The sequence below is a fragment of the Pseudomonas sp. CFBP 8770 genome (assembly GCF_014841705.1).
Classification (GTDB): Bacteria; Pseudomonadota; Gammaproteobacteria; order Pseudomonadales; family Pseudomonadaceae; genus Aquipseudomonas.
This window is the reverse complement of the sequence record NZ_JACYUL010000001.1, coordinates 141117-154931: the sequence shown is the minus strand read 5'-3', so window position 1 is coordinate 154931 and position 13815 is coordinate 141117. Positions and strand designations below refer to the sequence as shown.

Below are 13815 nucleotides of genomic sequence, written 5' to 3'. Positions count from 1 at the left end.
GCCGCGAATTTACAGGGGCGCGACAGCTTTGGTTGAACAGGCGACAGTCACAGCGGCTTGGCCGGCGGTTTTTCCGTGGCCAGAACGGCGGGTGAATCGGCGGCGGGCGTCACGCTCGGCGCCGCCTCGGCGCGGGTCAACTCGATGCTCACGCGGCGGTTGCGCGCCCGATTGGCAGCCGTGTTGTTGGTCACCAGCGGGTAGCTTTCGCCATGGAAGCGCAAGGTGATCTGGCTGTCGTTCAAGCCATGGGCGAGCAGGTATTCCTGCACGGCCATGGCCCGACGCCTGGACAGGTCGCGATTGACCAGCCGGTTGCCGCTGTTGTCCGAATGCCCGTCGAGTTGCACGTGATTGACGCTCGGATCGGCCTTCATGAAGGTCAGCAGCTTGTCCAGGCGCGCCTTCGCTGCCGCATCGAGTTCGAGGTTGCGGGGAAAGCCTACTTCACTCAGGCGGATCTGGTCATAGTTCATCGGCAGCAGCTTTGCCGCACAGGCCTGGTACTCGCCGAAGGCCTGGCCGAAGCGCGCCGACAGCAAGCGGATCTCGACCGGCTGGCCGCCGCCGGACTGGCTGCGTACGAGGGTCATGCGGCCCTCCAGCAGGCCATTGATCAAGCCACTGGCCTGGCTTTGCGAGCTGGTGAGCAGGGCTTCGCCCTGGCCCAGGCGCACGCTGCCCAGATTGATGTCGCCGCGACCCGGCTGCCACGGTGCCGCAGCCGCAATCAGCATGGCAGAGCCCGTACCCAGCAGACGGCTGGCGGAGGTCAGGCGGAACACGGCCTGCTCGCCTGCACGGCGCACGAACTCGGCCGAACCGAAATTGCTCACCGGCTGACCCAGTCGGCACTCGAACTGGTCACCCGCGACCTTCCACTCGACGTTCTCCAGACGGGTCTGGAAATTCATCGCCAGGGCCGGAAGGCTGGCAAACACACTGAGCAGGGCAATATAACGCTGGCGCACGACAGGCTCCACGGGTTCGAACGGGGTACTTCCAAGGTATCGGACATGGCCTGCAAAACTTGATAGCGGATGCCGTGCACGGCGTTTTCCGGTAGCATCCGCGACGAGTTCGAACCGCCTGGAATCCCCAATGTCCGACCGCCTGACCCTTCTGCGTCCCGACGACTGGCACATTCATCTTCGTGATGGTGCCGTGCTGCCGCATACCGTGGCCGATGTATCGCGAATCTTCGCCCGCGCCATCGTCATGCCCAACCTGGTACCGCCGGTGCGCACTGCCGCCGAAGCCGATGCCTATCGCCAGCGCATCCTTGCCGCACGCCCCGCAGGCAGCGCCTTCGAACCGCTGATGACCTTGTACCTGACCGACCGCACCAGCGCTGCCGACATTCGCGCCGCCAAGGCCAGTGGCTTCGTCAAGGCGGCCAAGATGTACCCGGCAGGTGCCACTACCAACTCCGATTCCGGGGTGACCAGCCTGGACAACATCACCGAGGCGCTCGAAGCCCTCAGCGATGCCGGGATGCCCCTGCTGATCCACGGCGAGGTCACCCGCGGTGATGTCGACGTGTTCGACCGCGAGAAGATCTTCATCGACGAACACATGTGTCGATTGGTGGAGCGCTTTCCCGCGCTCAAGGTGGTGTTCGAGCACATCACCACGGCCGAGGCCGCCGAGTTCGTCAAGGCCGCGTCGGCCAATGTCGCCGCGACCATCACCCCGCAGCACCTGCTGTACAACCGCAACCACATGCTGGTAGGCGGAATCCGGCCGCACTTCTATTGCCTGCCGATCCTCAAGCGCAATACACACCAGGTTGCCTTGCTCGACGCCGCCACCAGCGGCAGCGTCAAGTTCTTCCTGGGCACCGATTCGGCGCCCCATGCGCAGCAGGCCAAGGAGGCGGCCTGTGGCTGCGCCGGCTGCTACAGCGCCTACGCCGGTATCGAGTTGTACGCCGAGGCGTTCGAGCAACGTGATGCGCTGGACAAGCTCGAAGGCTTCGCCAGCCTGCACGGCCCGGATTTCTACGGCCTGCCGCGCAACACCGACACCATTACCCTGGTCCGCGACGAGTGGACCGCCCCAACCAGCCTGCCATTCGGCGAGCAGGTAGTCATCCCGCTGCGCGCCGGTGAAAAACTGCGCTGGCGCCTGCTGGAGAAAGATGCGTGAGTGAAGACAACTACGACGACGAAGAGACGGGCGGTTCGGGCACAGGCTCGCGCCACCCCATGGCCGCACGTTTTCGCGGCTACCTGCCGGTAGTCGTGGACGTGGAAACGGGCGGCTTCAACTGCGCCACCGACGCCCTGCTGGAAATTGCCGCTACCACCATCGGCATGGACGAGAAAGGCTTCGTGTTTGCCGATCACACCTACTTCTTCCGCGTCGAACCGTTCGAGGGGGCCAACGTCGAGGCCGCTGCGCTGGAGTTCACTGGTATCAAGCTGGACCATCCGCTGCGCATGGCCGTCAGTGAAGAGACAGCGTTGACCGACATCTTCCGCGGCATTCGCAAGGCGCTCAAAGCCAACGGTTGCAAGCGCGCGATCCTGGTGGGCCACAACAGCAGTTTCGACCTCGGCTTTCTCAACGCCGCAGTCGCGCGCACCGAGATGAAGCGCAACCCGTTCCATCCCTTTTCCAGCTTCGACACCGCGACCCTCGCGGGTCTTGCCTACGGCCAGACCGTCCTGGCCAAGGCATGCCAGGCTGCCGATATCGACTTCGATGGTCGCGAAGCTCATTCCGCGCGCTACGACACGGAGAAGACTGCCGAGCTGTTCTGCGGCATCGTCAACCGCTGGAAGCAGATGGGCGGCTGGCAGGATTTCAACGATTGAACCGGTGCAGCAGGGAACGTCGAGAATGATCGACGGCCCCTGCCGCAACCGTTCATCGCTTGCGCCAAACGTAGTCGCGAGTTGCTTTGACAAGCATTCTCATTAACATTAGGATCGTCCGCACTGAAACCAACACAGCGGCGGTTCTTACGTATGTATGTCTGTCTTTGCCAGGGTGTCACCGATGGCCAGATTCGCGATGCGATCTACGAGGGCTGCTGCAGCTTTCGTGACGTGCGTGAAACCCTAGGCGTGGCCACGCAGTGCGGTAAATGTGCCTGCCTCGCCAAGGAAGTGGTACGCGATACCCTGACTCAAATCCAGACCGCTCAAGCCTCTGCACTGCCCTACCCGGCAGAATTTACACCCGCGTAAAACCACCGTCTTTGAAGAAACCGGGCCCTGCCCGGTTTTTTTATGTCTGGAATACAACGACTTAGCAACAAACGCGGAACTCAGTCATTCTTATTCCGATTAATTTTCATATAGTATTCAATAACTTAGGTTTGACATGCTTAGTTCCTGAGGCCAAACTTCACGCCATTACTCCTATACCCGCGCAGGCTCTCTGATCATGAAAGGCGATATCAGCGTCATCCAGCATCTCAACAGGATCCTCGGAAACGAGCTGGTCGCCATCAATCAGTACTTCCTGCATGCCCGCATGTACGAAGACTGGGGCCTGAACAAGCTGGGCAAGCATGAATACAAGGCGTCAATCGACGCGATGAAGTACGCCGACAAGCTGATCAAGCGCGTTCTTTTCCTCGAAGGCATCCCGAACCTGCAGGAACTGGGCAAGATTCTGATCGGTGAACACGCCGGTGAAATGCTCGCCTGCGACCTCAAGATCGAATACAAGGGTCTGGGCGATCTGAAAGGCGCCATCGCTCATTGCGAAACCGCTGGCGACTTCGGTAGCCGCGAAATGCTCGAAGACATCCTCGAAGGCAAGGAAGAGCAGATCGACTGGCTGGAGACTCAACTGAGCCTGATCGACAAGGTCGGGATCGAGAACTACCTGCAGTCGAGCATGGGCGAGGAAAGCTGAGTCTTCGCAACCCTGGCGTGACACCATGAAAAAGCCCCGCACTGTTTGAACAGGCGGGGCTTTTTCATGGCTGGCTGGCACCAAGGCCAGCCAGCAACCGGATCAGGCGTCGGCTTTGGGCTGTGCGGCCTTGGCCGAAGCGTCCTTGACCAGCGTCTGCAATTCACCATTGCCAGCCATTTCAGCCACGATGTCGCTACCGCCTACCAGTTCACCGGCTACCCACAGCTGCGGGAAGGTCGGCCAGTTGGCGTACTTGGGCAGATTTGCGCGGATTTCCGGGTTCTGCAGGATGTCGACGTAGGCGAACTTCTCGCCACAGGCCATGATCGCCTGCGACGCCTTGGCCGAGAAGCCGCACTGCGGCGCATTCGGCGAGCCTTTCATGTAAAGCAGGATTGTATTGTTGGCAATCTGCTCTTTGATCGTTTCGATAATATCCATGGAGCACCTCGCTCGGCTTGTCTATCCGACTCAGTCGTCGGCACGGTGAGGCATTGTAACGGAAAGCCGAGCGCTACGCTCGGGCTCTTGCGCTGACCGTCGCTCAGAGCGAAGGCGTTGCCGGGGTGCCGAACTAGTTCAGTGGCAGCGAAGGCGGCAGTGCCTGCAGCTGGATTTCCAGGACCGTCTCGACTTCTTCCTGGGCAACATGCACCCCGGTCAGTTCGCCGATGAGGCGCCAGTGGTCATCCAGGCCGGTGCTGATGGTCGCCATGCGATCGATCATGTGCTTGCCGGCCGAGCGTGTGACCTCGTCGGAGCTGCGCAGCAGCTCGAACGACATCGAGGTCATGGACGCCGTCAAGTGGGTCAGGGTGCGCGCGGTCAGACCGAGCAGCTCCAGCAGTTGTTGTTCTTTCGATTCCATTCCGCAAACTCCGTGTGTTTCCCAAGACGCATTTATAACCCACGCCCGATGTTTAGGAAACGTCAGATGGTCGGGCGAAACATCCAGCTATCGAAACCCTGTGAAACTTGTTGGCCCCGGTTAAAACTGCAGTGGCTGTTGGTAAAAGGCGACAGTTCCTTATAGGATGGCGCCTTCCCTTATTTCGTCGCCCCGTGCGGCTTTCGCCGCAGGTCTCACTCGTTTTTCCGAAAAACCTGTTTTCGAGTACCTGCGGTCCGTTGCAAAAGGTAGTCAATGATGAGCGCAAGGCACTTTCTCTCCCTTATGGATTGCACGCCCGAAGAGCTAATCAGCATCATTCGTCGAGGCATCGAGCTCAAGGACCTGCGTCAGCGCAGCGTGCTTTTCGAACCCCTGAAAAACCGCGTACTGGGCATGATCTTCGAGAAGTCGTCGACGCGTACCCGCCTGTCTTTCGAGGCCGGCATGATCCAGCTCGGCGGCCAGGCGATTTTCCTGTCCCCGCGCGATACGCAGCTGGGCCGGGGCGAGTCCATCGGCGACTGCGCCATCGTCATGTCGCGCATGCTCGATGCGGTGATGATCCGCACCTACGCCCATCAGACCCTCACCGAGTTCGCCGCCAACTCGCGGGTACCGGTGATCAACGGCCTGTCCGATGACCTGCATCCGTGCCAGCTGCTGGCCGACATGCAGACGTTTCTCGAACACCGTGGTGCCATTCAAGGCAAGACAGTGGCCTGGATAGGCGATGGCAACAACATGTGCCACAGCTATATAGAAGCGGCCATCCAGTTCGACTTCCAACTGCGCATTGCCTGCCCGGAGGGCTTCGAGCCCGACCCTCGTTTCCTCGCCATGGCCCCGGACCGCGTCAGCGTGGTCCGTGATCCGCGCGAAGCCGTGCGTGGCGCCCACCTGGTCAGCACCGATGTCTGGACCTCCATGGGCCAGGAAGAGGAAACCGCCCGCCGCCTGAAGCTTTTCAAGCCTTATCAGGTCAACCGGGAGCTGCTGGACCTGGCGGCTGACGATGCGCTGTTCATGCACTGTTTACCTGCGCATCGCGGCGAGGAGATCAGCCACGACGTACTCGACGACCCACGCGCTGTGGCCTGGGACCAGGCCGAGAACCGCCTGCATGCGCAGAAAGCGCTGCTGGAATTCCTGGTCGCTCCCGGATACCGCCCTGAATGAGCACCGCACTGCTGCTCGAACTGCGCAACCTGGCCTGCGGCTATGGCGACCAACGCGTGGTGCAGAACCTCAATCTGCACCTGAATGCCGGCGATATCGGCTGCCTGCTCGGCTCTTCCGGATGCGGCAAGACCACGACCCTGCGCGCCATTGCCGGGTTCGAGCCGGTTCATGAGGGCGAGATCACCCTCGATGGCGAGGTCATTTCCAAGCCCGGGCACACCCTGGCCCCAGAGAAACGCCGGATCGGCATGGTCTTTCAAGACTACGCGCTGTTTCCTCATCTGACCGTGGCGCAGAACATCGCTTTCGGCATTCGCAAGCACCCGCGGCAGGCCCAGGTGATCGGCGACATGCTCGAACTGGTCAATCTGGGCGGCCTGGACGCGCGCTATCCCCACGAACTGTCGGGTGGCCAGCAACAACGTGTCGCGTTGGCCCGAGCATTGGCGCCGGAGCCGCAGCTGTTGTTGCTGGACGAACCCTTCTCCAACCTCGACGTCGAGCTGCGCCGTCGCCTGAGCCATGAAGTACGGGACATTCTCAAGCGTCGCGGCACCAGTGCCATCCTGGTGACCCACGACCAGGAAGAGGCTTTTGCCGTCAGTGACCACGTTGGCGTATTCAAAGAGGGTCGGCTCGAGCAGTGGGATACCCCCTACAATCTGTACCACGAACCCGCCACGCCGTTCGTGGCCAGCTTCATCGGCCAGGGCTATTTCATTCGCGGCCAGATGCAGGATCCGGACACGGTGACCACGGAGCTGGGCGCACTGCGCGGCAATCGTGCCTACACCTGGCCGACCGGTAGTGCGGTTGACGTACTTCTGCGTCCCGATGACATCGTCCACGCCCCCGACAGCCCTCTCAAAGGGCGCATCGTCGGCAAGAGCTTCCAGGGTGCCGCCACTTTGTATCGCCTGCAGCTGCCAACCGGCAGCCAGCTCGAGGCCGTATTCCCCAGCCACCTGGATTACCCGCCAGGCACCGAGGTTGGCATTCAGGTCGCCGCTGATCATCTGGTGCTGTTTCCTGCAGCAGGCAGTGTGCCTGTGCTGGCCGGCACGCGCCGACAGGCCTGACAACCAGAAGAAGTCTCAGGCAATAAAAAAGGGCGCCCCACCAGGCGCCCTTTTCTTCTACGGCTTCAAGCGTTACTGCAGACGAGTCTGCGCGGATCCGTTGATGGGAATCCGCTTGGCCTTGGCCTCTTCTGGCACGACACGCAGCAGGTCGATATTGAGCAGCCCGTTGTTCAACGCTGCGGCCTTGACCTCGATATGGTCGGCCAGGCGGAACGACAGCTTGAACGCGCGCTGGGCGATGCCCTGGTGCAGGTAGGTCACTGCACTGGTATCGGCGTCGCGCTTGCCACCACTGACGGTCAGTACGCCCTTCTCGACCTGCAGCTCCAGGTCTTCTTCCTGGAAACCTGCGGCGGCGATGACGATACGGTACTGATCATCGGCATGCTTTTCGACGTTGTAGGGTGGGTAGCTGCTGGCCGACTCGTTGCGTGCGGCAGACTCGAACAGGTCGTTGAAACGATCGAAGCCCACGGAGTGGCGGAACAGTGGAGCAAGGGAAAATGCAGTAGCCATGTGTTTCTCCTGAATCTCAGCGAGTGGTTGTCTCCGCGACCCGAATTCGGCATCGCGTAACCCATAGATAGGGACCACCCAAACACTTTCAAGAGCTCCCACGCAAAAAATTTCAGCGGCCCGAGTATGTTGTCGTGCGGTCAGGCGGCTCGCTAGCCTGGCTGCAGCAGGCGCTCCACGGCATCGCAATCCTGTTCGCGACGCACGAGGGTGAACAGCTCGGTTGCTTCGGGGTAGGTGCGAGTCAGCATGGCCAGCCACTGCTTGAGCCGGCCCGGCGCCTGGCGCGGTGTAAGTTGCGCACGGGCCTGGCGCCAGAACTCGCGGATCAGTGGCAACAGCTCGGACCAGGTCATGTCGGGCAGCTCGATGCCCTGATGGGCCGCAGCGATCTGCCGAGCCAGGTCGGGCCTGGACACCAGGCCACGCCCGAGCATGAAGTCCTTGGCGCCGCTGACCTCGCGGCAGCGCCGCCAGTCAGCGACGGTCCAGATGTCGCCATTGGCATAGACCGGCACCTTCACCACGTCCTGAACCTTGGCGACCCATTCCCAGTGCGCCGGCGGCTTGTAGCCATCGACTTTGGTCCGCGCGTGCACCACCAGCACATCGGCGCCACCTTCGGCCAAGGCAGTGGCGCATTCGATGGCGCTGTCCGGGGTGTCGAAACCCAGGCGCATCTTGGCCGTCACGGGAATGTGCGCAGGTACCGTGGCGCGCACTTCGCGCAGGATGCGGTGGAGCAACTCGGGCTCCTTGAGCAGGACCGCGCCACCACGGGATTTGTTCACCGTCTTGGCCGGGCAGCCGAAATTCAGATCGATCACCGGCGCGCCGAGGGTACAGGCGAACGCGGCGTTGTCGGCAAGGGCCGAGGGGTCGGAGCCGAGCAGTTGCACGCGTAGCGGCACCCCGGCACGGGTCTGGGCGCCGGTGAGCAGCTCAGGGCCGAATTTGTGATAGTAGGCGGCGGTGAGCACGCGCTCGTTGACGCGGATGAACTCGGTGACGCACCAGTCGATGCCGCCGACCTGGGTGAGGACGTCGCGCAGAATATCGTCGACCAACCCTTCCATGGGCGCCAAGGCTAATTGCATGAGGTGTTTCTCGGGCAGGGGCGGGAAAGGGAGCGGATTCTAGCAGAAAGGCCGCACATCGACGGTAGCGCTGGAACCCGGTGGCCGTGAAGCCTGAAGGTTCTAAGGCTCGATAGCTATCGCCGAGCCGTACCCTTCCAGGAACTGCGGCGGCATGCGTTTGGGCTTGCCGCTGGACAGCTCGATGCATACGAAGGTGGTGCGGGCCCTGAGCAGGACCGCACCGTCGCGTGGGCGCAGCAGTTGGAACTGGCGAGTCATCTTCAAGCGCCGGTCCCAGTCGAGTATCCAGGTACCCAATTCCAGCTCATCGCCTTCATGGGCGCTGGCCAGGTAGTCGATTTCATGACGAACCACAGCCATTGCGCGGTCCAGTTGTCGATAGGTCGCAAGATCCAGACCCAGATGCTGTGAATGCTGCCAGGCACAGCGCTCGAGCCAGGTTACGTACACGGCGTTGTTGGCATGCCCCAGGCCGTCGATGTCTTCGGGCTGGACTGTGAGGGCAATGACGAAGGGGTCGGGCCGATCCCAGTGCATGGGCGCTCCTGAGGAATTAGGAACAGGCGGATATGGCGAGGGCAGAAAAACAAAAGGCTCATTCAATAATCGAATGAGCCTTATAAGTCCCGCAGAGCGGGTAATCGTGGCGTCCCCTAGGGGACTCGAACCCCTGTTACCGCCGTGAAAGGGCGGTGTCCTAGGCCACTAGACGAAGGGGACGCAAAACCTTCAGTCAAGCCCGCTGTAGCGGACTCCGGCAAATTGGTGGAGCTAAACGGGATCGAACCGTTGACCTCTTGCATGCCATGCAAGCGCTCTCCCAGCTGAGCTATAGCCCCGAATTTATCGCCCTGCGGCGGAATACCGACTTCACTCGGCATTTCTGTACAACTGGCGTCCCCTAGGGGACTCGAACCCCTGTTACCGCCGTGAAAGGGCGGTGTCCTAGGCCACTAGACGAAGGGGACATACCTTCTACCAAGATCAGTCTGGAACTGATCGGCTCGTTGTCAGCGCGTGACATCGAGCCTGGAATTTGGTGGAGCTAAACGGGATCGAACCGTTGACCTCTTGCATGCCATGCAAGCGCTCTCCCAGCTGAGCTATAGCCCCAAACAGTGTGTTGCTGTGTGGACGGGGCGCATATTAAGACGACCTCGCCAGGGTGTCAAACATATTTTTAGAATTATTCTGAAGTTTTTCATCGCTATTACAGGGACTTACCGGATTCGAGCGGTTTGAGCGAAGGGCGACGCGGCTTGCGCCGCTGCTACAGAGGCGTGGGGTGCCCGGTGGACGGGTGGCGTGGTTGGACGCGGCTTGCGCCGCTGCTACAGGGGGCGTGGGGTGCCTAGTGGACGGGTGGTGTGGCCGGACGCGGCTTGCGCCGCTGCTACAGGGAGCGTTTGTAGCAGCGGTGCGAGCCGCGTCATTTGGGGTGGCGAATAGCTGCGGTCAGGCGATTGCGGCCAGGAGCTTTTCCCATTCCTTGTTTTCTTTCTTGGAGACGCCGCCGAGCAGGTCGAGGGCCTGGCGCAGACGGAAGCGGGTCAGGTCCGGGCCGAGGATTTCCATGGCATCGAGGACCGACACCGAGCTGGCTTGCCCGGTGATCGCGGCGAACATCAGCGGCATGGCGTCGCGCAGTTTCAAGCCGAGCGACTCGACCACCGCTTGAATGGTTGCGGTGATGCGTTCCTTTTCCCACTGCCGCAGGCTTTCCAGCTTCCACAGGATCAACTGCATCAGTTGCCGCACCTGGTCCGCGGAGAGCTTCTTGCTTTCGAACAGGCGCGCATCCAATTGCAGGCCACCGGCGAAGAAGAAGCCGCCCAGCGGAACGATCTGACTGAAGGTTTCCACCCTGCCCTGCACATGCGGCGCGATCTTCATCATGTAGTCAGGGTTGAAGGCCCACTGCTGCACCCGTGCGGCAAACTCCTGCACCGGCAATTCGCGAAGCCACTGGCCGTTGAGCCACGAGAGCTTCTCGATATCGAAGATCGGACCGCCCAGGGAGACGCGGGAAAGATCGAAGTGCTCGACCATTTCAGCCAGGGAGAACTTTTCGCGTTCGTCGGGCATCGACCAGCCCATGCGGCCCAGATAATTGAGCATGGCTTCCGGCATGAAGCCCATGCGCTCGTAGAAGGTGACCGAGGTCGGATTCTTGCGTTTGGACAGCTTGCTCTTGTCAGGATTGCGCAGCAGCGGCATGTAGCACAGTGCCGGTTGCTCCCAGCCGAAGTATTCGTAGAGCTTCATCAGTTTGGGCGCCGAGGGCAGCCACTCTTCACCGCGCAGGACGTGGGTGATGCCCATCAGGTGGTCATCGACGACGTTGGCCAGGAAGTAGGTGGGCAGGCCGTCGGTTTTCATCAGGACCTGCATGTCCATGCGGTCCCACGGGATTTCGACGTCGCCGCGCAGCATGTCGGGGACCACGCAGACGCCCTCGGTGGGCACCTTCATGCGGATGACGTGGGGCTCGCCTGCCGCCAGGCGACGCTGGACTTCCTCGGCCGGCAGCAACAGGGCGCGACCGTCGTAGCGCGGGGTTTCGCCGCGGGCGGTTTGTTCGGCGCGCATCTGGTCGAGTTCTTCGGCCGTGCAGAAGCAGGGGAATGCATGACCCATGTCGACCAGTTGCTGGGCGTACTGCTTGTAGATCTCGCCCCGCTCGCTCTGCCGGTACGGGCCGTGGGGCCCGCCTACGTCCGGGCCTTCGCTCCACTCGATGCCCAGCCAGCGCAGGGCGTCGAAGATCTGCTGCTCGGATTCGCGGGTCGAGCGCAACTGGTCGGTGTCTTCGATGCGCAGGATGAATTCGCCGCCATGCTGTTTGGCAAAGCAATAGTTGAACAGGGCAATGTAGGCCGTGCCGACATGGGGGTCGCCGGTGGGCGATGGGGCGATACGCGTACGAACGGTCATGGAGGGTCTCGAGCAGGTTGAATCGAAACGCCGATGTTAGCAGGGCTTGGGGGCAAGGCTCCAGAATCGTGTGGCGGTGGGGGTGAGTGCATGGCTTGAGGTCTGCGGTGCGGCCTTCGCGGCCGCCGACCGCTCCCACAGATCGCGTGGGTGCAGATCTGTTGTGGGAGCGGTCAGCGGCCGCGAATGGAGCGACGCGCTGTCAGACCTTGAGCAGGCGCTCACGCAGCTTGCCGATTTCGTCGCGCATCTGTGCTGCCGCTTCGAACTCCAGATCCCGCGCCAGCTGGTACATCTTCTCTTCCAGCTGCTTGATGCGCTTGGTGATCTCGCTCGGCGAGCGCAGCTCGTTCTCGTAGCGTGCGTTCTCCTCGGCAGCCTTGGCCATGCCCTTGCGCTTCTTGCTGCGCGAACCCGGCACGGTGGCGCCTTCCATGATGTCGGCGACATCCTTGATCACGCCCTTGGGCACGATGCCATTGGCCTCGTTGAAGGCGATCTGCTTCTCGCGACGGCGCTCGGTTTCGCCGATGGCACGTTCCATCGAACCGGTCATGCGATCGGCATACAGAATGGCACGCCCATTGAGATTTCGTGCGGCACGGCCAATGGTCTGGATCAGCGAGCGGTCGGAGCGCAGGAAACCTTCCTTGTCGGCATCCAGAATCGCCACCAGCGAGACCTCGGGCATGTCCAGGCCTTCGCGCAGCAGGTTGATCCCCACGATCACGTCGAACGCGCCCAGGCGCAAGTCGCGGATGATCTCGACCCGTTCCACGGTGTCGATGTCCGAGTGCAGGTAGCGCACACGCACGTCGTGATCCGCCAGATAGTCGGTCAGATCCTCGGCCATGCGCTTGGTCAGCACGGTGACCAGAATGCGGTCGTCAGTGGCCACGCGCTTGCGGATCTCGGACAGCAGGTCGTCGACCTGGGTCAACGCGGGCCGCACTTCCACCTGGGGGTCGACCAGGCCGGTCGGGCGCACCACCTGCTCGATGATGCGGCCCGCGTGCTCGGCCTCGTAGTTGCCGGGGGTAGCAGAGACGAAAATGGTCTGCGGGCTCACCCCCTCCCACTCATCGAAACGCATGGGTCGGTTGTCCAGCGCCGACGGCAGACGGAAGCCGTACTCGACCAGGGTTTCCTTGCGCGAGCGGTCGCCCTTGTACATCGCACCCACCTGCGGAACGCTGACATGGGACTCGTCGATGACCAGCAAGGCGTCGGCTGGCAAATAGTCGTACAACGTTGGCGGCGCGGCGCCTGAAGGGCGTCCGGAGAGGTAGCGCGAATAGTTTTCGATGCCGTTGCAATAGCCCAGCTCGAGGATCATCTCGAGATCGAAGCGGGTCCGTTGCTCCAGCCGCTGAGCTTCCACCAGCTTGTTCTTGTCGCGAAAGTAGTCAAGGCGCTCCTTGAGTTCTTCCTTGATGCCCTCCACGGCGCCCAGCAGGGTTTCGCGCGGGGTCACGTAGTGGCTTTTGGGGTAGAAGGTGAAGCGCGGCAGTTTGCGCGTGACCTCGCCGGTCAGCGGGTCGAAGGCGGCAATGTTCTCGACTTCGTCATCGAACAGCTCGATACGGATGGCTTCAAGATCGGATTCGGCCGGGAACACGTCGATCACGTCGCCGCGCACACGGAACGTGGCGCGGGCGAAGTCCATCTCGTTGCGGGTGTATTGCAGGTCGGCCAGGCGGCGCAGCAGCGCGCGCTGGTCGAGCTTGTCGCCACGGTCCACGTGCAGGACCATTTTCAGATAGGTTTCGGGGCTGCCCAGACCGTAGATGCATGACACCGTGGTAACGATGATGGCGTCCTTGCGCTCGAGCAGTGCCTTGGTGGCGGACAGGCGCATCTGTTCGATGTGATCGTTGATCGAGGAATCCTTCTCGATGAAGGTGTCCGACGACGGCACGTAGGCTTCGGGCTGATAGTAGTCGTAGTAGGAGACGAAATACTCGACGGCGTTGTTCGGAAAGAACGCCTTGAACTCGCCGTACAGCTGAGCTGCCAGGGTCTTGTTGGGCGCGAGCACCAGTGTCGGACGCTGCACCTGGGCAATCACGTTGGCAATGCTGAACGTTTTGCCCGACCCGGTTACCCCCAGCAATGTCTGGTGTGCCAGGCCCGCCTCGATACCCTCCACCATCAAGCGAATGGCTTCTGGCTGATCGCCAGCAGGTTCGAAACGGGTAACGAGTTGAAACTCGGACATGCCACACCTCATGAGTCGCAC

The 13815-nt window shown here is 61.6% G+C and carries 14 protein-coding genes and 4 tRNA genes; 6 read left to right on the top strand and 12 right to left on the bottom strand.

Annotation, left to right across the window (positions count from 1 at the left end; genetic code table 11):
* Nucleotides 1–47: 47 nt before the first annotated feature.
* Nucleotides 48–971 carry an OmpA family protein gene (locus tag IFT98_RS00700; protein ID WP_192049791.1) on the bottom strand — a complete coding sequence of 308 codons (924 nt, stop codon included), beginning with the start codon at nt 969–971 and terminating at the stop codon, nt 48–50.
* Between the two features lie 130 nt (nt 972–1101).
* On the opposite strand from IFT98_RS00700, the gene pyrC reads away from it, so the two are divergent.
* The 4 genes from pyrC to bfr all read left to right on the top strand — a co-directional run bounded on the left by pyrC (nt 1102) and on the right by bfr (nt 3870).
* Entirely contained in the window at nt 1102–2148 is a 1047-nt protein-coding gene (gene pyrC, locus IFT98_RS00695; RefSeq protein ID WP_192049793.1) for a dihydroorotase, read from the top strand.
* On the top strand, nt 2145–2819 hold the full coding sequence (gene rnt, locus IFT98_RS00690; protein WP_192049795.1) for a ribonuclease T: 675 nt from the start codon (nt 2145–2147) through the stop codon (nt 2817–2819). Before pyrC ends, rnt begins: the two co-directional genes overlap by 4 nt.
* A gap of 153 nt (nt 2820–2972) precedes the next feature.
* The gene (locus IFT98_RS00685; RefSeq protein WP_122479247.1) at nt 2973–3194 is read left to right on the top strand and encodes a bacterioferritin-associated ferredoxin; all 222 of its coding nucleotides are present in this window, start codon (nt 2973–2975) and stop codon (nt 3192–3194) included.
* A 199-nt stretch (nt 3195–3393) separates the two neighbouring features.
* Nucleotides 3394–3870 (top strand): bacterioferritin, encoded by a 477-nt coding sequence (gene bfr, locus IFT98_RS00680; protein ID WP_122713240.1) that lies wholly within the window; start codon nt 3394–3396, stop codon nt 3868–3870.
* 102 nt (nt 3871–3972) lie between these two features.
* Here bfr and grxD read toward each other — a convergent pair whose 3' ends face one another.
* Nucleotides 3973–4314, bottom strand: coding sequence for a Grx4 family monothiol glutaredoxin (gene grxD, locus IFT98_RS00675; RefSeq protein ID WP_192049797.1), 342 nt, complete (start codon nt 4312–4314; stop codon nt 3973–3975).
* Between the two features lie 133 nt (nt 4315–4447).
* A complete protein-coding gene (locus tag IFT98_RS00670; protein WP_122479249.1) occupies nt 4448–4741 on the bottom strand; it encodes a hypothetical protein in 294 nt (97 codons plus the stop codon).
* Between the two features lie 279 nt (nt 4742–5020).
* On the opposite strand from IFT98_RS00670, the gene argF reads away from it, so the two are divergent.
* Nucleotides 5021–5941, top strand: a complete 921-nt coding sequence (argF, locus tag IFT98_RS00665; protein ID WP_122479250.1) for an ornithine carbamoyltransferase — start codon at nt 5021–5023, stop codon at nt 5939–5941.
* Entirely contained in the window at nt 5938–7023 is a 1086-nt protein-coding gene (locus IFT98_RS00660) for an ABC transporter ATP-binding protein (protein ID WP_192049799.1), read from the top strand. Before argF ends, IFT98_RS00660 begins: the two co-directional genes overlap by 4 nt.
* 72 nt (nt 7024–7095) lie before the next feature.
* Here IFT98_RS00660 and IFT98_RS00655 read toward each other — a convergent pair whose 3' ends face one another.
* The 9 genes from IFT98_RS00655 to uvrB all read right to left on the bottom strand — a co-directional run bounded on the left by IFT98_RS00655 (nt 7096) and on the right by uvrB (nt 13794).
* Nucleotides 7096–7542 (bottom strand): Hsp20 family protein, encoded by a 447-nt coding sequence (locus IFT98_RS00655; RefSeq protein ID WP_122713242.1) that lies wholly within the window; start codon nt 7540–7542, stop codon nt 7096–7098.
* 152 nt (nt 7543–7694) lie between these two features.
* Nucleotides 7695–8639 carry a tRNA dihydrouridine synthase gene (locus tag IFT98_RS00650; RefSeq protein WP_192049801.1) on the bottom strand — a complete coding sequence of 315 codons (945 nt, stop codon included), beginning with the start codon at nt 8637–8639 and terminating at the stop codon, nt 7695–7697.
* Between the two features lie 102 nt (nt 8640–8741).
* The gene (locus tag IFT98_RS00645) at nt 8742–9179 is read right to left on the bottom strand and encodes an acyl-CoA thioesterase (protein WP_122797280.1); all 438 of its coding nucleotides are present in this window, start codon (nt 9177–9179) and stop codon (nt 8742–8744) included.
* Nucleotides 9180–9286: 107 nt separating this feature from the next.
* A tRNA-Glu gene (locus IFT98_RS00640) sits at nt 9287–9362 on the bottom strand.
* Between the two features lie 43 nt (nt 9363–9405).
* Nucleotides 9406–9481, bottom strand: a tRNA-Ala gene (locus tag IFT98_RS00635).
* A gap of 53 nt (nt 9482–9534) precedes the next feature.
* A tRNA-Glu gene (locus tag IFT98_RS00630) sits at nt 9535–9610 on the bottom strand.
* A 69-nt stretch (nt 9611–9679) separates the two neighbouring features.
* Nucleotides 9680–9755, bottom strand: a tRNA-Ala gene (locus IFT98_RS00625).
* Nucleotides 9756–10097: 342 nt separating this feature from the next.
* Nucleotides 10098–11576: a glutamate--tRNA ligase gene (gene gltX / locus IFT98_RS00620; RefSeq protein ID WP_192049803.1), complete on the bottom strand. Its 1479-nt coding sequence runs from the start codon at nt 11574–11576 to the stop codon at nt 10098–10100.
* Between the two features lie 202 nt (nt 11577–11778).
* On the bottom strand, nt 11779–13794 hold the full coding sequence (uvrB, locus tag IFT98_RS00615) for an excinuclease ABC subunit UvrB (protein WP_122479256.1): 2016 nt from the start codon (nt 13792–13794) through the stop codon (nt 11779–11781).
* Nucleotides 13795–13815 lie beyond the last annotated feature (21 nt).